The organism is Pedobacter cryophilus, assembly GCF_005116455.1.
Taxonomy (GTDB): domain Bacteria; phylum Bacteroidota; class Bacteroidia; order Sphingobacteriales; family Sphingobacteriaceae; genus Pseudopedobacter; species Pseudopedobacter cryophilum.
Genome location: NZ_SWBP01000003.1, coordinates 266,253 through 289,750, shown reverse-complemented (window position 1 = coordinate 289,750; position 23,498 = coordinate 266,253). Strand labels below are relative to the sequence as shown.

20 protein-coding genes are annotated in these 23,498 nt (G+C 31.7%); 12 read left to right on the top strand and 8 right to left on the bottom strand.

The genetic code is table 11. The features are described from left to right. Positions 1 to 11: 11 nt before the first annotated feature. Positions 12 to 641 (bottom strand): hypothetical protein, encoded by a 630-nt coding sequence (locus FA046_RS10345; protein WP_205943634.1) that lies wholly within the window; start codon positions 639 to 641, stop codon positions 12 to 14. Between the two features lie 182 nt (positions 642 to 823). Between FA046_RS10345 and FA046_RS10340 the strand changes: the two genes are divergently transcribed. Together FA046_RS10340 and pnp are read left to right on the top strand one after the other, a co-directional pair. Further along, positions 824 to 1,168, top strand: coding sequence for a hypothetical protein (locus FA046_RS10340; RefSeq protein ID WP_136826330.1), 345 nt, complete (start codon positions 824 to 826; stop codon positions 1,166 to 1,168). A gap of 601 nt (positions 1,169 to 1,769) precedes the next feature. Continuing rightward, positions 1,770 to 3,929, top strand: coding sequence for a polyribonucleotide nucleotidyltransferase (gene pnp, locus FA046_RS10335; RefSeq protein ID WP_136826329.1), 2,160 nt, complete (start codon positions 1,770 to 1,772; stop codon positions 3,927 to 3,929). Positions 3,930 to 4,010: 81 nt separating this feature from the next. Here pnp and FA046_RS10330 read toward each other — a convergent pair whose 3' ends face one another. After that, positions 4,011 to 4,673 carry a DUF305 domain-containing protein gene (locus FA046_RS10330; protein WP_136826328.1) on the bottom strand — a complete coding sequence of 221 codons (663 nt, stop codon included), beginning with the start codon at positions 4,671 to 4,673 and terminating at the stop codon, positions 4,011 to 4,013. A 132-nt stretch (positions 4,674 to 4,805) separates the two neighbouring features. Next, positions 4,806 to 5,345 (bottom strand): YceI family protein, encoded by a 540-nt coding sequence (locus FA046_RS10325; protein ID WP_136826327.1) that lies wholly within the window; start codon positions 5,343 to 5,345, stop codon positions 4,806 to 4,808. Between the two features lie 94 nt (positions 5,346 to 5,439). Here FA046_RS10325 and rpe point away from each other — a divergent pair, with 94 nt between their 5' ends. The 7 genes from rpe (at position 5,440) to FA046_RS10290 (ending at position 15,881) form a co-directional block, all read left to right on the top strand. After that, positions 5,440 to 6,111 carry a ribulose-phosphate 3-epimerase gene (gene rpe, locus FA046_RS10320; protein WP_136826326.1) on the top strand — a complete coding sequence of 224 codons (672 nt, stop codon included), beginning with the start codon at positions 5,440 to 5,442 and terminating at the stop codon, positions 6,109 to 6,111. Positions 6,112 to 6,125: 14 nt separating this feature from the next. After that, positions 6,126 to 8,552: a TonB-dependent receptor gene (locus FA046_RS10315; RefSeq protein WP_136826325.1), complete on the top strand. Its 2,427-nt coding sequence runs from the start codon at positions 6,126 to 6,128 to the stop codon at positions 8,550 to 8,552. A 60-nt stretch (positions 8,553 to 8,612) separates the two neighbouring features. Then, on the top strand, positions 8,613 to 9,680 hold the full coding sequence (gene serC / locus FA046_RS10310; protein ID WP_136826324.1) for a 3-phosphoserine/phosphohydroxythreonine transaminase: 1,068 nt from the start codon (positions 8,613 to 8,615) through the stop codon (positions 9,678 to 9,680). Between the two features lie 39 nt (positions 9,681 to 9,719). Then, a complete protein-coding gene (locus tag FA046_RS10305) occupies positions 9,720 to 10,667 on the top strand; it encodes a D-2-hydroxyacid dehydrogenase (protein ID WP_136826323.1) in 948 nt (315 codons plus the stop codon). 106 nt (positions 10,668 to 10,773) lie between these two features. Then, positions 10,774 to 12,006, top strand: coding sequence for a DUF1015 domain-containing protein (locus FA046_RS10300; protein ID WP_136826322.1), 1,233 nt, complete (start codon positions 10,774 to 10,776; stop codon positions 12,004 to 12,006). Positions 12,007 to 12,015: 9 nt separating this feature from the next. After that, the gene (locus tag FA046_RS10295) at positions 12,016 to 13,989 is read left to right on the top strand and encodes a DUF3857 domain-containing protein (protein WP_136826321.1); all 1,974 of its coding nucleotides are present in this window, start codon (positions 12,016 to 12,018) and stop codon (positions 13,987 to 13,989) included. After that, the gene (locus FA046_RS10290; protein WP_136826320.1) at positions 13,986 to 15,881 is read left to right on the top strand and encodes a DUF3857 domain-containing protein; all 1,896 of its coding nucleotides are present in this window, start codon (positions 13,986 to 13,988) and stop codon (positions 15,879 to 15,881) included. The genes FA046_RS10295 and FA046_RS10290 overlap by 4 nt, the downstream gene beginning before the upstream one ends. A gap of 38 nt (positions 15,882 to 15,919) precedes the next feature. On the opposite strand, the gene FA046_RS10285 is transcribed toward FA046_RS10290, so the two are convergent. The 5 genes from FA046_RS10285 to FA046_RS10265 all read right to left on the bottom strand — a co-directional run bounded on the left by FA046_RS10285 (position 15,920) and on the right by FA046_RS10265 (position 20,922). Then, on the bottom strand, positions 15,920 to 17,317 hold the full coding sequence (locus FA046_RS10285) for an MBL fold metallo-hydrolase (RefSeq protein ID WP_136826319.1): 1,398 nt from the start codon (positions 17,315 to 17,317) through the stop codon (positions 15,920 to 15,922). Positions 17,318 to 17,443: 126 nt separating this feature from the next. Next, complete coding sequence (locus FA046_RS10280; RefSeq protein WP_136826318.1) at positions 17,444 to 19,267, bottom strand: ABC transporter ATP-binding protein; 1,824 nt, start codon at positions 19,265 to 19,267, stop codon at positions 17,444 to 17,446. 82 nt (positions 19,268 to 19,349) lie between these two features. Continuing rightward, on the bottom strand, positions 19,350 to 19,859 hold the full coding sequence (locus tag FA046_RS10275) for a hypothetical protein (protein ID WP_136826317.1): 510 nt from the start codon (positions 19,857 to 19,859) through the stop codon (positions 19,350 to 19,352). A gap of 8 nt (positions 19,860 to 19,867) precedes the next feature. Next, positions 19,868 to 20,143: a putative quinol monooxygenase gene (locus tag FA046_RS10270; RefSeq protein ID WP_136826316.1), complete on the bottom strand. Its 276-nt coding sequence runs from the start codon at positions 20,141 to 20,143 to the stop codon at positions 19,868 to 19,870. After that, positions 20,143 to 20,922, bottom strand: coding sequence for an SAM hydrolase/SAM-dependent halogenase family protein (locus FA046_RS10265; RefSeq protein ID WP_136826315.1), 780 nt, complete (start codon positions 20,920 to 20,922; stop codon positions 20,143 to 20,145). Before FA046_RS10265 ends, FA046_RS10270 begins: the two co-directional genes overlap by 1 nt. 101 nt (positions 20,923 to 21,023) lie before the next feature. Here FA046_RS10265 and FA046_RS10260 point away from each other — a divergent pair, with 101 nt between their 5' ends. From FA046_RS10260 to FA046_RS10250, 3 genes are all read left to right on the top strand, one after another. Beyond that, entirely contained in the window at positions 21,024 to 21,992 is a 969-nt protein-coding gene (locus FA046_RS10260) for a PhoH family protein (protein ID WP_136826314.1), read from the top strand. Positions 21,993 to 22,104: 112 nt separating this feature from the next. Continuing rightward, a complete protein-coding gene (locus FA046_RS10255; RefSeq protein WP_136826313.1) occupies positions 22,105 to 23,049 on the top strand; it encodes a phosphoribosylaminoimidazolesuccinocarboxamide synthase in 945 nt (314 codons plus the stop codon). Positions 23,050 to 23,106: 57 nt separating this feature from the next. After that, the gene (locus FA046_RS10250; protein WP_136826312.1) at positions 23,107 to 23,484 is read left to right on the top strand and encodes an STAS domain-containing protein; all 378 of its coding nucleotides are present in this window, start codon (positions 23,107 to 23,109) and stop codon (positions 23,482 to 23,484) included. The last annotated feature ends 14 nt before the right edge of the window (positions 23,485 to 23,498 follow it).

Here is a 23,498-nt window from a genome sequence, read left to right as displayed (position 1 = left end):
GATTAATATTTTTAAGATTTATTTTTCTTTTTCCCAGATAGCGCACCAGAGATCGTTAAACCTAATCCATTGGCATTATAGCTAAAGTTATTCTCGTCTTTATAAGTCATCATGGTATAAGATAAACCAATACCTTTATAAGCAAATTCAAAAACAGGTCCAACGGCAGTACCAAAATTAATATTTGGTACAAAACCATCACCGTTAAATTTAATACCTGTTTGTATAGAAGCACCAGCACCTAACCTTAAATTTTTGTTAATATGTACGTTTAATGTATTGTTAAATGGAAATCGGGTTAATCTAATGTTGGCGTTATTAGCTTGTGTAGTTACATATTTAATCCCAATAGAGCTTCTTAAAAACAAAAGTTCTATTTGCGTTAATTGTAATTGGCCACCAACAAAAACACTTCCGCCTTGCCCTGCGTTAACGCTTTGATCTTCACCATTGGTAAAAAAAACCTTTGCAATTTCATCTCCACCAAATTCAATTGCTGCACCTAATAGAAAACGAAGTTTAGGTTCTTTGTTTGTTATTTCTGTAATATTAGGGATTGATTGCTGTGGAGAATCTTGAGCAATTAATTGATTTGTGCAGGTTATTAAAAATAAAAAAGCGGTGTAATGTTTTAGTTTCATATTTTAAAATTATCATTGTTTATGAAGCTAAAATAATGACTTTAAATAAAAAGCAAAAGGTTGAAAATTATTTTTTTTCTTGAAAAGATTTAAAATTTCTTAGATATTTCTTGAAATTAGTTTAGGGAATCTTTTATTATTTATCAATAAATATTTTCTAAGTTTAAGTTTAATAAAAGAACATGAAAAATCTATTAACACCATTTTTTTTCTGCTGCTGGATATTCTTAATCACATCATGTTCATCTTCGGTATATTATTTAGGAGATTCATTTCCTAAAACTAACAGCGTAGATATTTACTACGCAGAAAAAGATGTGACTAAAAAATATAAAACTATAGGACAACTTACTAATGGGAAATTCATCAATTATTCTGTAGAGACAATTAAGAATGATATGATAAAAGCAGCAAAAGAAAACGGTGCAGATGGAATTATTATTTATGATAGTTATGTAGAACGGGTAAATGAAGAAACTGGAGATAGAATGACTGTAAAAGCGAAATTGATTAAATATGTTGAATAGATTATAATGCAACTTATAAAGCATTTATTGCTGTTGCTTTTAAGCAACTGATTAAAAGAAATCAATCAATTGTTGGCTTTAGTCACATATGAATTTCAAAAGCTAGAGCCACACAATTGCAAAATAAAATGATGCTAAAGCACAATAAAGAAATATTTTTTTCAGTTGGCTAAAGCCAAACTGTAATAGTAGGGATAACCCTTGGGTTATCCGTTATGGAATGTTTAAATAAGGATAATCCGAGGATTATCCCTACACAATTGTCCACATTTAGAATTGGTTAGCAAAGACCTAGGTTTAATAAACTGGATTGCAACGTTTACCGGCCTTTGCGCTTAATGCCTGTGGCGTATGAGTGAAAAGCCAGACTATCGGTTGCTTATTGCAGAACAGCACCTTTTTTAAAAAAAATCTTAAACTATTGTTTTGCTCAACTCTTGATTGCTCAATAGGTCGAGCATTCTATTTTTAGCGAAGAAACTTATAAAATGAGATTCCGAAATGAATTCGGAATGACAAAAAACAACAAAACAAAGAATTTACGTAACCCGTCTGAAAAACAGATATAAAAGCGTAATTTCGCAACGATAAAAAAATAAATATGAGTTTAAATGTGTTTAAACAGTCGATTGATTTAGGCGATGGCCGTATCATTGAAATCGAAACCGGAAAATTAGCTAAACAAGCTGATGGAGCGGTGGTGGTTAAAATGGGTGATACGATGTTATTAGCTACTGTTGTTTCAAATAAAGATGCAAAAGAGGGTGTCGACTTCCTTCCTTTATCCGTTGATTACCAGGAGAAATATGCGGCAGCTGGTCGTATACCTGGAGGTTTCTTAAGAAGAGAAGCCAGATTATCTGATTACGAAGTTTTAATTTCGAGAATCGTTGATAGGGCTTTACGTCCATTATTCCCAGAAGATTATCATTCTGATACGCAGGTGATGATTTCTTTAATTTCATCAGACAAAGATATTATGCCTGATGCATTGGCTGGTTTAGCGGCTTCTGCAGCTTTAGCAGTATCTGATATTCCGTTTAACGGTCCAATATCTGAAGTACGTGTGGCTAAAATTGATGGCAAATTGGTGATTAACCCAGGTCGTACAGATTTAGAAAGAGCTACTTTAGAATTTATTGTTGCTGGTTCTGCAAAGGATATTAACATGGTGGAAGGTGAAGCTAACGAAATTCAGGAAGCTGAATTGGTTGAAGCTATACAATTTGCACATGAAGCTATTAAAAAACAAGTTGCTGCACAGGTAGAATTAACCAGATTGGTTGGTAAAACTGAAAAAAGAACTTACTCACATGAGAACAGTAATTTAGAGTTAAAAGCTCAAATTACGGCTGATACTTATGATAGAGTTTATGCAGTTGCAAAATCTAACCAAGGTAAAGATGATCGTTCTGCAGCTTTTAAAGCTATCCAAAATGATGTAATTGATGCTTTAGGTGAAAACCCTTCTGAAGCGACTAAGTTTTTAGCCAAGAAATATTTTCATGATGTGCAGTATGATGCTGTGCGTACTTTATTATTAGATGAAGGAATTAGATTAGACGGTAGAAGTACTCGTCAAATTCGCCCTATTTGGAGTGAAGTTGGTTATTTACCTTCTGCTCATGGATCGGCAATTTTCACTCGTGGAGAAACACAATCTTTAACTACGGTTACTTTAGGTGCTAAAGATGATGAGCAACTAATTGATGGTGCTTTTATTCACGGATACAACAAATTCTTATTGCATTATAATTTCCCTGCTTTTTCTACTGGTGAGGCTCGCCCCAACAGAGGAACTGGAAGAAGAGAAGTTGGCCATGGTAATTTAGCCATGAGAGCGATTAAGAAAGTTTTACCTTCTGATGCAGAAAATCCTTATACAATTAGAGTAGTATCTGATATTTTAGAATCTAACGGTTCTTCATCTATGGCTACCGTTTGTGCGGGTACATTGGCTTTGATGGATGCTGGTATTAAATTAAAAGCTCCGGTTTCTGGTATTGCAATGGGATTAATTTCTGATGAAGCATCTGGAAAATACGCTATTTTATCTGATATTTTAGGTGATGAAGATCATTTAGGAGATATGGATTTTAAAGTAACTGGTTCTAGAAATGGAATTACTGCTTGTCAGATGGACTTGAAAGTGAACGGTTTATCTTATGCTGTTTTATCTGAAGCTTTAGATCAGGCAAAAGAAGGACGTTTACATATTTTAGGAGAGATTGAAAAAACTATGGCTACGCCAAGAGAAGATTTCAAACCTCATGCACCTAGAATTATCTCTTTAACTATCGATAAAGAATTTATTGGAGCCATTATAGGACCCGGTGGTAAAATTATCCAAGAAATGCAACGTGAAACTGGCGCTACTATTTCTATTGAAGAAAAAGATAACAAAGGAATCATCCAAATTTTTGCTGATAATAAGGATGCCATTGACCAAGCCGTTACAAGAATTAAAAATATTGTAGCTAAGCCAGAAGTTGGTGAAACTTATGAAGGAAAAGTAAAATCTATTATGCCATTTGGTGCATTTGTAGAGATTATGCCAGGTAAGGATGGTTTATTACACATCTCTGAAATTGATTGGAAACGTTACGAATCTATGGACGGAATTTTCCAGGTAGGAGATGAAGTGAAAGTGAAATTATTGGAAGTAGATAAGCAAGGAAAACTGAAGTTATCTAGAAAAGCTTTATTGCCTCGCCCACCAAGGGAAGATGCACCAAAAGCAGAAGAAGCTCCAAAAGCATAATTAAAAAATAAGGAGCGTTGAAATTTTCAACGCTCCTTTTAAATAATAAAAATAGCGGTTAATTAATTTTAACCGCTATTTTTATTTAGGAAGCAATGCTTTAAACATATTAATTTCTTTCTCTTGATCTGTAATCATTTGTTGCGCCATTTCTATTAATGCTGGTTGTTTACCATATTTTAATTGGTCTTTAGCCATTTTTACGGCACTTTCGTGATGAGGAATCATGAGCATTACAAAATCATTATCAACGTCTCCGGTTGTTTTAATACTACTCATTCCGCTCATCATGCTATTCATACTTTCTGTTAATTCTTCATGAATTTCAACAGGTTTTCCATCAGGTGCTATGGTTTTAAAATTTTTGATGATGGTGTGCATTTTTGCAATTTCAGCTTCCTGTTTGGTTTTAATATTTGTGGCTAATGATTTTTTTTCTTCGTTTGCGCCTTTTTCTATGACTAGGTTACTCATGGCAACGGCACCTTGGTGATGTAAGATCATCATATTGGCAAAATCGCAATCAAAATCTCCTGATGGTTTCATCTCATGCATACCGCTCATACTGCTGTTCATGGCGTTCATCATTGGGTTATCACTATTCATCTTCGACGAGTTCATCATACTATCATGATTCATGTGCTCATTATTGTTACTGGTTTTTTGATCAGAATTTGAACAAGATGTAAGCGCATAAGAACCAGCTATTAAAGTAATTGCGAATAAATTTTTAATTTTTATCATTTTGGTTTTTTTAATTGTGAAAAATAATTGGTGGTTTCACAATTAACGCAATAACCATGCTTAAATTAAAATGTGATTTTAAGATAGAAATAGGATATGGGTGTATGGAATTTATAAACCAAGTAATATTGATTAATTCTTAACTAAAATTCCGTTAGAATCAATATTTACTTCTTGACCAACTTTTCTGTAAATTACATCAGGAGCTTTAATTTTGTAATCGGCACTTAATAATTTAAAAGCAGTTTCAAATGCCACTACATGGTCTTTCACTACAATTTTACAGGTAATATTTTTTTGTCGCTCTACTCCGTGAATATTAAATTTACCGTCTAAGTTGAGCATGTAAGTACCATCTTTTTCTAGATTGATGATTTCTTTAAATTTTCCTTTAAAACCAGCATTAGGATACCTTTTACTTTCAATATATTTTTCATTAAAATGAGTTTGCATTAAGGCTTTTTTAAACTTAAAAGCAGCTACTTTTAGGTCAATTTCCACTTCTTTTTTATCTGTATTTAAAATAACAGAAGCAGAATTGGTGATGGCTTCAATATCTGCAATTGGTGCGGGTGAAAAAAAATGGATGTATATTTCCTTAGCACTATAAGTTTGTGCTTCTACTTTAGAAATTTGAAAAACAAGAAATGCTATTAATAAGAGGTATTTCATATACTTGAATCACTATAAATATACTTATTATAGAATTAGATTTCCTCTCATTCTGATAATTTTCAAAAGAAAGCTTATTTAGTATATTTGAAGCATGAACCACTTAATTGCTCCTTCAATACTTTCTGCCAATTTTGCCAATCTGGAAGAAGATATCCAAATGTTGAATAAAAGTGATGCCGATTGGATTCATGTAGATGTAATGGATGGGTTATTTGTTCCTAATATTTCTTTTGGATTTCCTGTAATTGCTGCGGTAAATAACTTCGCTAAAAAGCCTTTAGATGTACATTTAATGATTGTAAATCCCGATAGGTATTTAAAAGAATTTAAAGATGTTGGTGCCGAAATTATTACTGTACATTATGAAGCTTGCACTCATTTACATAGAACCGTACAAGCCATTAAAGAGTTAGGTTGCAAAGCTGGTGTGGCTTTAAATCCACATACGCCGGTTGCTGTTTTGTCCGATATTCTTCATGATTTAGATTTGGTATTAATTATGTCGGTAAATCCTGGTTTTGGCGGACAAAAATTTATAGATCATACTTATCATAAAATTCATCAACTTAAAAAGATGGCTTTAGAAAGTAATCCTAATTTATACATAGAGATTGATGGTGGCGTAAGTATACACAACTCTTTAGCTTTATTAAAAGCTGGCGCTAATGTTTTGGTAGCCGGAAATGCAATTTTTAGTGCAGTAGATCAACATCATGCTATTGCCGAATTAAAGAAAATATCCCCTAACATTTTAAGCGCTTAATAGTCGGTATTTCAATGATTAAGAAGCTCTTATTTCTATTCTTATTATTTCCGTTTTTTACCAAAGCTCAAACTTTACAAAGCATAAAAGGTGTTGTAAATAACGAGCTAAATTTACCACAAGCAGATGTGAGAGTGGTAATACAAGGCACCAAAATTTTTGCCAATACCAACCAAAATGGAGCTTATGAAATTAAACTAAAACCAGGTAATTATGTGGTTACCTTTAGTTCTTTAGGGTTTACAACCAGTAATGTAGAAGTAAAACTTACAGCTGGTAAAGATTTTAATTTATCAATTACTTTAAACAGAGATCTTCAAAACTTAGAACAAGTTATTGTACAGGATCAAATTGGTAGAAGCCAAGGAATGATTAGGATTGATCCTAAAATTGTTTCTCAAAATCCTAATGTTTCTCAAAACTTTGAAGCCATTTTAAAACAACTTCCTGGTGTTTCTACCAATAATGAGTTGAGTTCTCAATACTCTGTAAGAGGAGGTAATTTTGATGAAAACCTAATTTACATTAACGATGTGGAAATTTACAAACCTTATTTAGTAAGAAATGGCCAACAAGAGGGTTTAAGTTTAATTAATCCGGATTTGGTGGGGAATGTGAAGTTTTCTGCCGGAGGTTTTACACCACGCTACGGAGATAAGCTTTCTTCCGTTTTAGATGTTCAATATAAAAACACCGATACGGTAAAATACACTGCTGGTGTGGGTACTAATGGAGTATCGGCAACTGGTTTTTTTTCTTACAAAAATATTAATGGCGCAGTGGGTTTTAGAAATAAACAAAATAAGTTTATTCTAAATTCTCAACCTGTAGAAGGAAGCTATAACCCGCAGTTTTATGATTTTCAGGCTTTATTGAATTTTAAAATCAGTAAAAAAACAAGTTTAAGCTTTTTAGGAATTTACAACAGTAGCAAATTTGGGTTAGTTCCCCAATCTAGAGAAACCCAATTTGGTACTTTTAATGAACTTTTGCGCTTAAGGGTGAATTATGAAGGGCAAGAAAAAGACGAGTACAATAACTTAGTTTCTTCTATTACTTTAAATTCAGAAATTAGTGATAAACTAAATTTTAAGTGGGTAAACTCGGTTTTTTATATGACCGAAAAAGAGAATTTTGATATTCTTGGGTCTTATATTTTTGATGAAATTGAAAATGATTTTGCCAATAACAATTTCGGCAGAGTAAGAGCCAACAGAGGAATAGGAGCGTATCAAAATTATGGAAGAAATGAGCTTAAAGCAGATATTTATGCCAGCGAATTAAAACTTAATTATACCACAAAAAAATCTTACTGGGAAACAGGTTTTAGGTTTCAGTATGATAAAATTACTGACAATTTAAAAGAGTTTGAATTGATAGATTCAGCAGGTTTTTCTATCCCAAATAACTTTTCAAATTTTGTTTTATCACAATCTGTAGAAGCTGCCAATCAAGTGAACACCATCAGATATTCTGGTTACGTTCAAAATTCATCAGATATAAATAAAAAGCTTTCTTTTACCGGTGGCATAAGATTCAATTACAACAATTTTACTAAAGAATTTATTCCAAGTCCACGTATAGTTTTTGCTTATCGTCCAAATTTTGCAAAAGATATTATCTATAAATTGGCTACAGGTTTATACGTTCAGCCACCTTTTTACAGAGAATCAAGAAACTTTAACGGTAGTATTAATAGAGAAGTTAAGTCTCAAAAATCTTTGCATTTTGTGCTATCATCAGATTATCAATTTAAAGGTTTAGGTACGCAATTAAAATTCACTACTGAAGCTTATTTTAAATATCTATATAATCTTACGCCATATAACATAGAAAATTTGAGGGTAAGGTATTATGCTAATCAGCAATCTAAAGGTTATGCAACCGGTATTGATTTTAGAATTAACGGAGAGTTTATAAAAGATTTAGAATCGTCATTCAGGCTTTCGATAATGAAAACAGGAGAAGATATAGAAAATGATTCTTACATTATACAAAATGATAATGGAAGTACCGAAACTATTTATCCTGGTTATTTAAAAAGACCAACCGATCAAAGAGTAAATTTTTCAGCTTTTTTTCAGGATAAATTATTCAGAAGTCCAACCTATAAAGTACACATGAATTTACTTTTTGGATCTAGGTTACCAACAGGCCCTCCGGGAGCGCAGCAATACCAACAAGAATTTAATATTCCAGCGTATAAAAGGTTAGATATAGGATTTTCTAAAGATATATTAGATCCAGAAAGTACGCATAAACCCAGATTATTGGATAAATATTTAAAATCAATGATTGTATATGCCGAGATTTTTAATCTCCTCAATATTAACAATACTGTTTCTTATTTATGGATTACCGATGTGAATAATTTTCAATTTGCTATTCCTAATTATTTAACAGCAAGACAACTTAATGTGAGATTAATTACCAAATTTTAAAATAAATATAGGTATCCACATTGTTTATCATAAATTTGACCTAATAAATATTTAAAAGAAATGAAACATAATTTTGGTGCAGGTCCCTGCATTTTACCACAGGAAGTGTTTAAACAAGCCTCTCAGGCAGTTTTAAATTTTAATGATACTGGCTTATCAATTTTAGAGATCTCACACAGAGCTCCAGAATTTGTAGCTGTAATGGATGAAGCCATCAATTTAGTGAAAGAACTTTTAAATGTACCCGCAGGTTACTCGGTTGTTTTTTTACAAGGAGGCGCAAGTTTACAGTTTTGTATGGTAGCTATGAACTTGTTACCAGAAGGCAAAAAAGCAGCTTACTTAGAAACAGGAGTATGGGCTAAAAAAGCTGTGGCCGAAGCTAAATTATTTGGCGAAGTAGAGGTTGTTGCATCATCAAAAGATAAAAATTACAGTTATATCCCTAAAGATTACAGCATTTCAGAAGATAACGTTTATTTTCACTGTACATCAAACAATACCATTTTTGGGACCCAAATGCATTCTTTTCCACAAACTAATGTTCCTATAGTTTGTGATATGTCTTCTGATATATTTAGCAAAGAAATTAATGTAGCAGATTTTGATCTGATTTATGCAGGTGCTCAAAAAAATATTGGTCCAGCTGGTGCAACATTAGTGATTGTAAAGGATGAAATTTTAGGAAAATCAGGACGTAAAATTCCTTCTATGTTAGATTATAAAATCCATATAGAAGGAGAATCTATGTACAACACTCCGCCAGTTTTCTCTGTTTTTGTATCCATGCTTAATTTAAGATGGTTAAAAGCAAAAGGTGGTGTAGCTCAAATTGCTAAAGAAAATGACGCTAAAGCAGCGGCACTTTATATGGAAATAGATAGAAACCCTTTATTTAAAGGAACAACTGCTGTAGAAGACCGTTCTAAAATGAGTATATGTTTTGTAATGGAAAATCCAGAATTGGAGAAACCATTTTTGAAATATGCTGAAGATAAAGGTTGTATAGGTATAAAAGGCCATAGAAGTGTAGGCGGTTTTAGAGCTTCACAATATAATGCTTTACCAATTACTAGCGTACATGTTTTGATAGAAGCAATGCAAGAATTTGCTGAGCAAAACGCTTAATATCAATATTTTAAAAAATCAACCAACCCAAAATAAATAATGAAAATTTTAGCAAACGACGGTATAGATCCAATAGGAAAAAAACTATTAGAAGAAGCCGGCATAGAAGTAGATACTCAACATATTCCACAAGAGGAATTAGCTTCTAAATTAAATGCTTATGATGGTATCACGGTAAGAAGTGCAACCAAAGTAAGAAAAGACTTGATTGATGCTTGCCCTAACTTAAGAATTATTGGTAGAGGCGGTGTAGGCATGGATAACATTGATGTTGAATATGCTAAAAGCAAAGGTATTGCAGTAGAAAATACACCAGCTTCTTCTTCTCAATCTGTTGCCGAATTAGTTTTTACGCATCTTTTTAACGGTGTAAGATTTGTTTATGATGCCAACAGAAAAATGCCTGTTGTTGGAAATACTCAGTTTAATCAATTGAAAAAAGATTATGCCAAGGGTATTGAGCTAAAAGGCAAAAAAATGGGCATTATTGGTTTTGGTAGAATAGGAAAAGAAACTGCTAAAATTGCTTTAGGTTTAGGAATGGATGTATTAGCATTTGACCTTTACGATATTCCTGCTACTTTACCTTTAGAACTCTCAGGAGGTTTAAAAGTAGATGTGCCAGTTACAAAAGTAAGTTTTGATGATCTTTTGGCTCAGTCAGACTTTATTAGCTTACATATTCCATTTACAGAAAAACCAGTTTTAGGAACAGCAGAATTTGCTAAAATAAAATCAGGTGTTGGAATTGTAAACTGCTCTAGAGGTGGAACTATTGATGAAGATGCTTTAATTGAAGCTTTAAATAGCGGCAAAGTTTCTTTTGCAGGTTTAGATGTTTTTGATAACGAACCAACTCCAAGATTAGATTTATTACAACATGCTAAGGTTTCTTTAACTCCGCATATTGGTGCTTCTACAAACGAAGCTCAAGAAAGAATAGGTGTAGAATTAGCTAACTTAATTATTGGTCATCTTAAAGGTTAGTTAGCCGTTTATTTTTTACGATATAAAGTCTTTACCTGTAAAAAGGTAAAGACTTTTTTTATAAACTAATTTTTAAGACTATTTTTGAGATTACGCCAATTTTAATATGCCAAAAATTAAACCGTTTAGAGCTGTTTTGCCAATTCCCTTATTGGTTAATGAAGTGGTAGTTGATCTAGAGAATTTGACGATAGAAAATGCCAAGCTCATTAGAAATAGCAATAAAAATAGCTTTGTACATTTACTCATTCCCAAATTAGAAAACTATTATTTACAGGGTTCTAAGCAAGAATTAACTTTTAAAAAAATTGCCGAAAACTTTGAAGATTTTATAGGGAAAGAGATTTTAATAAGAGATAAAATACCTTCTATTTACGTTTACAGACAAGAGAAAAATGGGCATTCTTATATCGGAATTTGGACCGTTTCTTCTATAGATGATTATTTAAATAACAAAATTAAAAAGCATGAATTAACTAGGCCAGAAAGAGAAAAAGGATTAATAGAATATCTTCAACAAACTGGTATAGATGCTAATCCTGTTTTAATCACTTATCCTGGCAATACAGCTATTGATCAATTGATTCTCGATATTACATTTAATCATCCTGCTTCAGATTTTCATTTAAACGATGAACGTCATCAAGTTTGGAAAGTGGTCGATGAAAATCAATTAGACATATTAGTTGCTCATTTTGTAGTAATGAAAAGCAGTTATATTGCTGATGGTCACCATAGGGCTGCTGCCGCTTCAACCTTTGGGATAGAAAGAAGAAAATTGAATTTAAAACATCATGGCGAAGAAGAATATAATTTTTTCTCGTCTGTTTATATCAACTCTAATCAATTAGCAATTCTTCCTTTTCACCGTTTTTTAAAACTTTCAGAAGAAATTAATATAGAATCAGTCCTTCATTTTCTAAGGCTTGAATTTGACTTGACAGAAATTCAAAAAGAAGATTTAATTCCTGAAATAGCACATCAATTTGGGTTATATATAGCAGGCAAATCTTATATGATTTCTATTCATAAACAATTAAATAATAATGTTTTAAATGATTTAGATGTGAGCTTATTGCAGGATTATATTTTAGAACCTTTGTTTAATATCATCAACCCAAGAGAAGACAAAAGATTACATTTTATAGGTGGGAAAATAGACTTAGCAGCCCATGTCAAAATGATAGATGATGGGATTTTTGATCTGGCATTTTTTCTTTTTCCAACATCTATTTCTGATTTGATGAAAATTGCTGATATTGGCGAATCTATGCCTCCTAAATCTACCTGGTTTGAACCAAAGTTTCCGGCAGGCTTGATTATACATGAAATTGACTAAAATTTATCTATGAAAAGAATTTTTTACTTTATCCTACTGTTGCCTTTTTTTACAAGTGCACAAGACATTTCTGCTGATTTTCTACCTGGTGCCGTAAGCATCCAAGATTTACAACAAAACATTTGTCCAATAGATACCACTGCAAATGCATTCTACATAGATGATTTTGGGTATGCCAGTTTAAATACTAATGATGATGGTTATAACATTAGCTATATGCGTCATGCAAAAATTAAAATGCTTAATAAAAAGGGATTTGATGAAGCAACAATAGAAATCATTCTTAAAAAATCTGATACATTTAAGTTTGAAAAAATTAGTGAGATCAAAGCAGTTACTTATTATTTAGAAAACGGTGTAATTCAAAGAGCCGAATTAAAACCGACAAATATTTATAAAGAGGAACTAAATAAATATACCGATAGAGTGAAGTTTACAATGCCACATCTTGAAGACGGGTGCATTATTGAATATTCTTATAATATAATTTCACCGTACATTTTTAATTTAAGTTCTTGGGATTTTCAAGAATCTATTCCAAAAACTAAAAGTCTTTTTAGGGCTGTTATCCCTGGTATTTTCAATTATAATGCGTCTTTAAAAGGGACTTTAAAATTGTCTGATCAGAAAGCAACTATTATTAGCGCTTGTTTTAATGATAGAGGAATAACATGCGATTGTTCTGATTTAAGGTACACCATGCTTAATATTCCTGCTTTTAAAACAGAAGAGTATATGACTAATCCAAAGAATTTCATATCGAGTGTAAGCTTTGAATTAATGGAAGTTTTTTTAAATGGGGCTACAAGAAAATTCACTAAGACTTGGGAAAATATTTATCAAGATTTAAAAGCTGATTCAGAATTTTTTGGTCAGATTAAAAGAGGTAGCGACTTATTTAAAACAGAAATTGATTCTATTAAAATCGTTCCAGAAATTGATGAACTATCTAAGGCAAAAAGTGTGTACAGCCTTGTTAAAAATTGGTTCAATTGGAATAATGTTTACGGATATGGGACTGAGAACGGAGTAAAAAAAGCATATACAACACACACAGGTAATATTGGCGACATCAATTTAGCATTAGTTGCTGCATTACAATATGCAGGAATAAAAACAGAACCAGTTTTACTTTCAACTAGAAATAACGGCTTACCAGTAGAAATTTATCCTGTAATTACTGATTTTAATTATGTTATTGCAAAAGTTAATATTGATGATAATACTTATTTATTAGATGCAACCGACAAAACTTTAGATTTTGGACTATTACCTTATCAAGCCTTAAATGGAAAGGGAAGAGCAATCAGTAAGGATTCTACTTATTGGGTTAATCTTATTCCGGTAAGAAAGCAAAGAGATTTAACTCAGCTCGACTTAAAATTAAAAGAAGACGGTAAATTCTATGGCGTATTGAAAAAATATTTTTATGATTATGCCGCTTATGATGAAAGAAAATCTATTCAAAAGTTTGCGACCGAAGAGGAGTTTATAAATAATTTAGATGAAAAGCAACCAAGATTAAAAATCAATAATTACAAAATCAATAATTTAAATAGCCCTTCTGAGATACTAATAGAAGAGTTCGAAATTGAATTAGATGGTTTTGATAATTTAAATACTGGTAAATTATTTTTGAATCCTTTTATCCTTATAAAACGACAAGAAAACCCTTTTAAACTTGTTAAAAGGGATTATCCTGTTGATTTTTTTACTCCAACAGAAGAAATTTATATACTTAACCTAGAGATTCCAGAAAAATTCAACATTATTAATTTGCCTGAAAGTGTTGCTTTAAAACTTCCTAATGATGGCGGTAAATATCTTTTTTCAGCCTCTAAAAATGGAAACATGTTAACTATAAGTCAGAACTTGTCATTAAAGCCTATTTTTCAAAGTAATGAATATCCATACTTAAAAGAACTAATGAATAAAATGATCTTAAACAATAAAGTAGATCTAATATTAGAGCGCTCAAAATGAAAAGAATTTTAGTTTTACTTTTATTACTGAGTAGTCTTTGCAAAGCTCAAACAGTAATTAATACATCTTTAATTGCAACCAAATTTAAAAGTTATGCTAATGTTGTAATACAAAATGACGAGCGGCAGGTAGAAATTAAAAATGAAAAAGAGATCTACTATCGTGTTAAAACTACATTCACAATATTAAATAAAACCGGAGACGATTTTGCTGATTTTACACTATTCTATCTACCATCTGATAAAATAAAAGGCTTAAGCATTATTAGCTATGATGCCTTAGGCAATCCAACCAAAAAAGTAAAAATTAGTGATATCTCAGATAACTCTTACCGAAATGATTTTTCACTTTTTGAAGATGTTAGAGTTAAAAATTATATACCATCAATAGTTAGCTATCCTTGTACATTTACCTACGAGTACGAAGTAAGAAAGAGCAACAGTTTATTTATTCCAGATTGGTATCCACAAAACGCTTATGGTGTAAGTGTGATGAAATCGAGTTATAAAATCATTAAACCATCTTTGTTTCAAATTAGATATAAAGATCACTTATTAAGTAAACCATTAGAAAGTTCTTTGGGTGATATTGATACTTTGACATGGAGTTTTAATGATGAAGAATCCTTACGTCAAGAGCCGTTTAGTATTTCATATAGAGAAAGATTGCCTCATTTGTTAATTTCTCCTAATCAGTTTAGTTATGAAGGTGTTTCAGGTAGCATGAAAAATTGGGATGATTATGGAAAATGGATTTACAAAAACATGTTGTATAAACGAGATGAGTTAAAGTATGAAACAGTTCAAAAAATAAAGGAATTAGTAAAAGATACTCCTAATCAACTAGCAGCAGCTAAGTTAATATATGAATATGTGCAACAAAAATGTAGATATATAAGTGTGCAAGTTGGTATTGGTGGTTTTAAGCCAATGAGTGCTCAGGAAGTGGATCAATTGGGTTATGGAGATTGTAAAGCTTTAACTAATTATACACTCTCTTTACTTAAAGCAGCAGGAATAAAATCTATTTATACAGAAGTGTTGGCCGGTGATGAAAAGATTGGATTAATACCTGATTTTGCCAGTTCTTCTCAGGGTAATCATATTATTCTTTGTTTGCCAATGGAAAAAGATACTGTTTGGTTAGAGTGCACAAGTAAAGAAACTCCTTTTGGTTATTTAGGTGATTTTACCGATGATAGAAATGTTCTTTTGATATCAGAAGAAGGAGGTAAAGTAGTAAGAACACCATCTTACAATTATTCTAATAATATGCAAATTAGAAATGCCTATCTAAAATTGGATAGTATTGGAAATTTATCTGGAAATGTGAAGACATCTTTTAAAGCTTTTGAATATGATTCAAAATCATTTTTAACTGAATTAAGTAAAGACGATCAAGTAAAGTATCTAAAAAGAATATATCCTTTAAGCAATATTGATTTTATAAATTATCAACTAAAATTGAATAAAGGAATATTACCTGAAGCTGTAGAGAGTTTTGATTTTAAGGCTAGAGAATATGCCGGTAAAACAGGTGATAGATTATTCTTCTCTTTAAATCCTTTAAATCCAAGTGATTTAGAAATAAAAGAAGTAAGAAATCGTAAAAATGAGGTCTTTATTAGAAGTGGATTTACACACCAAGATATAGTTGAATTAATTATTCCTGAAAATTTTAAGCCCGAGTTATTACCAGAAAGTAAAAATCTAAACTGTTCTATGGGAAGTTATTTTTTGAAAATTGAGATAAAGGGGAATATTTTAAAATTAACTCGCTCCTTAATTTTAAAAGAAGGGACTTATCCAGCAGAAAACTATTCAGAAATGGTCAATTTTTTTAGTAAAGTTGATCAAGCCGATATTGCAAAATGTGTATTAAATAAAAATTAATTCAGTACTTATTAGGTTTTAAAAAGCTAGTCTTTGTATTACAACTCAAAAACTAATCCTTTTTTAGGAATAACCACACTATAGTTTTTTTGTGATAAATCAGCTTTTATGGCTGCCATACTTTCTGGTTCGCCATGCACTAGAAAAACGCTCTTAAGAGAACCTGCAGGTATTTGTTCAATATAATTGATAATATCTTGATGATCACCATGACCACTTAGCAAGTCTGTTTTTTTGATACTTGCAAAAACAGATAACTCACGACCTTTGATATTTACCACTGAATCTCCTCTTAACAAACGGTGTCCTAAAGTTCCTTTGGCGCAAAAGCCAATAAAGAAAATGGTGGCATAAAAATTTTGGATATTATGGAAAAGATGATCTTGAATTCTTCCGCCTTCTAACATTCCGGCAGATGAAATAATAATACAAGGTTCAAAATGATCAGATATTTCTTTACTTTCTCTTAATTCTTTTACATAGCTCAAATTCTCAAATTCAAATTCATCTCCATTTTTTTGATAGAATGATCGGGCTTCATCATTTACCTGTTGATGATGTTTTCTATAAATATCTGTAGCTAAAGTGGCCATTGGGCTATCTACAAAAACAGGAATTGGAGGTAAGTCTCCGTTAGAAAATATTTTATTCAGTGAGAAAACCAAAGATTGTGTTCTGCCAACACTAAAAGCAGGAATAATTAATCTTCCAGCTTGATTGATACAAGCCTCTTTTATCACTTTAACCAAAACATCATGGATGTTATCAGAATTTGAATGAAGGCGACCTCCATAGGTTGATTCACATACTAAGTATTGAGTTCCTGGTAAATATTCTGGATCGTTTAAAACTGGGTAATTTTTTCTGCCAATATCGCCGGTAAAGGCAATTGTTTTTATTTCTTCTTCGTCTTTTATGGTAAAATGAGCCGCCGCCGCACCTAATAAATGGCCAGTTGGGATCAGCGTAAGTGTAATATTTTTATTGATTTTAAACTCTTTATGAAAAGCTAAAGGCACAATTCTATCTGCGGTATCATTTACATGTCTTTGCAAATAAAGTGGCTGATTATTAATGAATTGATGTTTTCTAAACTTTCCTCTTCCACGTTTTTTATCTTGCTTTCTTAAAAAGATATTTACCGAATCAGAAAGTAAAAGTTGGGTAAGATCAGCAGTTGGATAAGTACATAAAATTTGTCCTTCAAAACCGGCTTTAACCAAGGTTGGGAGATTCCCGCTATGGTCAATATGAGCGTGTGTTAAAACCACTAAATCAATATCAAAAGGATTGAAGGGGAAATTTTCATTAGCGGCAAGTTCTACACCACCTTCATAATTTAAACCGCAATCAATCAGTATTTTATAGTTTTCAACTTCTAAAAGGTGCATACTACCCGTCACTTGCTCGGCTGCACCCCAAATGGTTAACTTCATTTATAATATTTTTAGTCCCTGATTACAGATTTTATTGCACACAGATTCGTTAGATTTTTTTAGACACAGATTTCACGGATTACACAGATTTTTTTTAAAGTTCAAGCCTTAAACCTTTCACCTCCATTAAAACTCAAATTGCAGTGCACTCAAATGTTTATATAAACCATCTTCATGCTGTAAAAGTTCTTGATGATTACCACTTTCAACAATTTTTCCTTTATCTAAAACAATAATTTTATCAGCTTCTCTAATAGTAGATAAACGGTGAGCAATAATAATAGAGGTTCTGTCTTTCATCAAAATTTCTAAAGCTTCTTGCACCAATCTTTCCGATTCAGAATCTAAAGAAGAAGTAGCTTCATCTAAAATTAAGATGGCTGGGTCTTTTAATAAAGCTCTGGCTATTGCAATTCGCTGTCTTTGTCCGCCTGATAGTTTTACGCCACGTTCTCCAACTACCGTTTCATAAGCCTCGGGGAAACCCGTTATAAATTGATGGGCATTAGCTTTTTTTGCTGCCGCGATAATTTCATCGTCAGTAGCTGTTAATTTACCATAAGCAATGTTTTCTTTGATGGTGCCACCAAATAAAATTACATCTTGAGGAACAATAGCTACTTGATTTCTGATATCGGTTATCGCAAACTCATTTGCTGCTTTTCCATCAAAAAGAATTTGTCCATTTTGAGGATGATAAAATCTTAAAATTAAACTGGCAATAGTTGATTTTCCGGCTCCTGATGGACCTACAATTGCAATTTTTTCTCCCACTTTAGCGGTAAAAGAAACGCCATTTAAAACGGTAATGTCTTTTCTTGATGGATAATTAAATAAAATATTATCAAAAGCTAAATCTCCTTTAATAATCTGCTTAATTTCATTGTTTTTATGTTGGATAGATATATCTTCATTTTCCTCGTCCAAAATTTCTAAAACTCTTTCTGATGCACCAATAGCTTTTTGAACGTTAGCATACAACTCAGGAAAACTTCCCATGGCAGCACCTACAAAAACAGAATACAACATATAAGCTAAAAGGTCTCCAACTGATAAATTATTTTGTTGTACCAAAACAGTTCCGTACCAAATAACGCCCATAATAGCTCCAAATATGCAAAATATGATAAATGAAGCAAATCCTCCTCTGTAATTAGCTCCTTTCATGGCAATTTTAACCACTTCTCTTAAGCTTTTGTCATATCTGTTGGCTTCGTAAGATTCGTTTACAAAAGCTTTTACATTAGAAATTCCTTGTAATGTTTCCTCAACAATGGTATTGGATTCGGCTAATTTATCTTGGGCATTTCTAGATACTTTTCTAATAGCTTTACCAAAAAACACACCGGCAATTACAATAATTGGGAGGATGGATAAAAGAAACAATGTTAATTTCCCTGATACCCAAACCAAAATGCTTATTCCACCAATCAGCAAAATAATTTGTCTGATCATTTCTGCTAGGGTAGTGGTAATGGTATCTTGTATTTGAGATAAATCTGATGATATTCTACTATTTAACTCCCCAACTCTGCGGTTAGCAAAGAAATTCATGGGTAAGGTAATCATCGTAAAATAAGTGTCTCTTCTAATGTCTGCTAATGATTTTTCAGCAACTTCTACAAATAATCTGATCCTGAAAAAGGAAACAAAAGATTGAATAAATAAAATACCGAAAGCTAAAAGACCAATTCCGTTGATGGTTTGTGGAAGATAACTTTCTGGTGTAATACCTTGAGCTAAATCAACCATCATTTTAATTAAAATGGGGAAAGCTAAACCTGTGATACTAGAAATTAGAAGGAAAACCATTCCTATACCAAACTTACTTTTATAGGGTTTGATGTATTTTAGTAAACCTGATATTTTTTGTAGATTTTCTTTATTGATTTTAGATTTAGTAAATTCTTGTGCAGGTGCAGAACTACTATTTAATCCATTTCTCGCCATCTTGTTCTCAATATAAAATTAAACAAATGCCAGATAATTTGCATTTGAAGGTCTAAATTAGCTGAATTATTAAGATTAACCGTTATTTCAAAGAAATTTTACGGAATGCAAACAGAGCAAAGCTGATAATAGCCAAGCCTAAAGCGTAGGAAATAATTTGGTAGAATTTTTTATCTTTTTTATACTCACTAAGTTGAGCATTCTTTTTTTCGTTTTCTGTTTGAAGTTTATTAATGGTGTACATGTATGATAAACTTCTGGTTTCAGATTCCTTTGATTTAGATTCTACCCGTTCTTGCTGATAATTTTTAAAATCCAACAATGTTTTGGTTTCTTTTAATATTGCGTTATCTGTTTCAATAATTTCAGTAAGAATATTAATGCTGTTTTGCATGTCTCTTTTGGTTTTCAAGCCAAAAATTCCGGTTTTTTGAACTAAACTTTGGTCGTATTGTCCAAATTTTTGAGTTCTGGCATTCAGCATTTCGTTAATTTTATTTCTTTGTAATTGATAAGCTAATGAGTCTGCATCTTGGTAAGCAAAAACAGGAACAGAAATGATAGATAATATTAAAAACAGGGCTAATTTCATTTTTTATTTTAGGATAAACTCCAGGCTTCAGCTTTTTCTTTAAACAAAGGTTTCACTTTCTTCCAGGTATTAATAAATAACTCAGAATTTCTATAGTTTTCTAAGCTTTGTTCATTTTGCCATTCACTAATGGTAAAAAATATTTCGGATTGATGAATTTCTTGATGAAGATACACTTTTATACAGCCATCCATATTTTCTATTTTGGATTTTGCTTCATTAAATATGGAACAGAATTCTTCAATACTTTCTTCTTTTAAGCACATTTTCACTAATCTGGTCATTAGGCGTGAAATTCTATTCTTATAATATCTCCATTATGTAAACCCAATAATCCGCTTGCATTTGCTTTATTTATAGCAATTTCTAAATGGTTTGAAATTCCAAATAAGCATAGTTTTTCTCCCTCGGGTACTTCATTATAGTGCCAACTTAGCTGATTAATACTTTCATTTCTTTTAAAGTACAACGTAAAATTTCTGCCGTTTTGCACTTTAGTGAAAATTTCTTTGGTTACATTAGTCACTACGTTTTCAAAAGAATCTACAAAAATCACACTTCCTTTAATCTGATTTTTTTCTATCACAGGATGTAAATTCATTCGTTCTTCAATTTCATCAGTAGCAATTCCAATTTCATTTAATGGTTTACCCGATGCTAAATGACATGCTGCTTTGACAAAAATATCTGCTAACGGAAAATGAAGAAATTTTAAATCCTGCATAATATTTATTTCTACAATCTCTTGAGGCGCTTCCTCAAAAATCAATGAAAAAATACCATTATCAGATCCTACAAAAAAATGATCTCTGTATTTTACTGCCAAATATTTATTTGATTCGCTATAAACAGTATCAATACCTATTAAATGTACGGTGCTTTTTGGGAAATAGTAAAAACAATTTTTTAAAATAAAGGCAGCTCTAGAAATATTGAACGCTTCAATTTCATGTGTAATATCTATAATATTCACATTTGGCAACGTATTTAATATACTGCCCTTTAATGCTGCTTGATAAAAATCTTTATAACCTAAATCAGTGGTTAAAGTAATAATTGCCATTAAATTTGTGAATATTTATTCTTAATCTTGTAATAGAAGATTGAAGCTACAAATATTAAATTTTTAATCGATATTAATATCAGAAACAAAAAATCTATAACTTGAACGAACTTAAAATTACCTTAGAATCTGTAAATCCAGTAGTACTTTGGGGTCCCAATAATGAGTACTTCGAAATGGTTAAAAGAACTTTTCCTAAATTAAAAATTGTTACCCGAGGCAATGAATTAAAAGCTTTAGGTGATGAAAAGGAATTAACCCTGTTTAATGATAAAATAAATCAGATCATCAATCATTTAGATCAATATCAAAATTTATCTAGTAATGATATAGTGAGCATTTTGGGTTCATCGGCAAGTATGCCAACAAAGCCAGAAGGAGCTGCAGATGCTGGTGAATTAGCAAGTTCTTCTGAAGTTATTGTTTTTGGACCTAACGGTATTATGGTGAAAGCCCGTACCGCCAACCAAAGAAGAATGGTGGGGAGCATAAATCATAATGATGTTTTATTTGCTATTGGGCCAGCAGGTACCGGAAAAACTTATACCGCAGTAGCTTTAGCAGTAAGAGCATTAAAAAATAAAGAGATTAAAAGAATTATCTTAACCCGGCCAGCTGTAGAAGCAGGGGAGAACCTTGGTTTTTTACCTGGTGATTTAAAAGAGAAAATTGATCCGTATTTACGCCCTTTATATGATGCCTTGGATGATATGATTCCGGCAGATAAGCTAAAAACATATTTAGAAAACAGAACTATTGAGATTGCACCTTTAGCTTTTATGCGTGGCAGAACTTTAGATAACTGTTTTGTGATTTTAGATGAAGCCCAAAATGCTACAGATATGCAGCTAAAAATGTTTTTAACAAGAATGGGACCTTCGGCTAAATTTATAGTTACTGGTGATGTTACCCAGATAGATTTACCTAAAAAACAACAATCTGGCTTAAATAACGCCCTAAGAATTTTAGAAAACATTAAAGGTATAGATGTTATTTATTTAACCGGAGAAGACGTTGTAAGACATAAACTGGTAAGAAAAATATTAGAAGCTTACGGAGATATTCAATAGGGCGAAAGGCAGAAAGCTAAAAGCTGCCTTTTCCAAATTTATTAACAGTAATTTATTATTTGAAAGTTTTAGGTAGCTTTTAGCCTTAAGCTTTCTGCATTCAGCAAATAAAATGCAAGCATTAAAAGAAACAAATTTCAAATTCCCTAATCAAACAGGGTTTTATAAAGGTAAAGTAAGAGACGTTTACACCATCAATAACCAATATTTGGTGATGGTGGTAAGTGATAGAATTTCTGCATTTGATGTGGTTTTGCCCGAAGCTATTCCTTATAAAGGACAAGTTTTAAATCAAATTGCAGCTAAATTTTTAGAAGCTACTAAAGATATTGTACCTAACTGGGTAATTTCTGTTCCAGATCCAAGTGTTACCATTGGTAGAATTTGCGATCCGTTTAAAGTAGAAATGGTAATTAGAGGTTATTTAGCCGGACATGCAGCCAGAGAATATGCTTTAGGAAATAGAGAAGTTTGCGGTGTGAAATTACCTGATGGTTTAAAAGAAAATGATAAACTTCCAGAGCCTATTATTACACCAACTACCAAAGCAGCAGTTGGGCATGATGAAGATATTTCTAGAGAAGAAATACTAAAACGAGGAATTGTATCTGAAGAAGACTATCTACAACTTGAAGATTATACCAGAAAATTATACCAAAGAGGAACTGAAATTGCAGCAGAAAGGGGTTTAATTTTAGTAGATACCAAATATGAGTTTGGCAAAGCCGATGGTATAATTTATTTAATTGATGAAATTCATACGCCAGATTCTTCCCGTTATTTTTACAAAGATGGTTATGAAGAATTACAGCAAAAAGGCGAGCCACAAAAGCAATTATCTAAAGAATTTGTAAGGCAATGGTTAATAGAAAACGGTTTCCAAGGTAAGGATGGCCAAAATGTACCAGAAATGACTGCCGATAAAGTAAAAGCCATATCTGATAGATATATAGAGCTTTATGAGAAAATTACTGGAAATTCTTTTTTGATAGAAGCTTCAAATGATGTTTACAAAAGAGTAGAAAGTAATATTTTAAAGGCTATAGAAAATCTTTAGCCTTAATCGTTTTATAATTGAATAAAAAACTCATACCTTAGAGCATTAACATTCGTCATGAAATTTACAGTAGACAAACACGAGAAGTACATTTTAATTAAGTTAAACGAAGGAAAATTAAATTCTTTGGTTTCTCCACAATTAAAATCTGAGTTGATTTTAACAAATACAGAAGGTCAAAGGAATATTATTCTTGATTTGTCTAATGTTAAATATGCTGATTCGAGTGGTTTGAGTAGTCTTTTAGTTGGTCATAGATTATGTAAAAATGCTGAAGGTGTTTTTATTCTTACCGGTATAAATGAGGCCGTAGCAAGGTTAATTAATATTTCACAATTAGACAATGTCATCACTATTGTTCCTAAAGTAGATGAAGCTATAGATTTGATCTTTATGGAAGAGATCGAAAAAGAATTAAAAAAGGAGATGAAATAATCTCTTTCTCAACG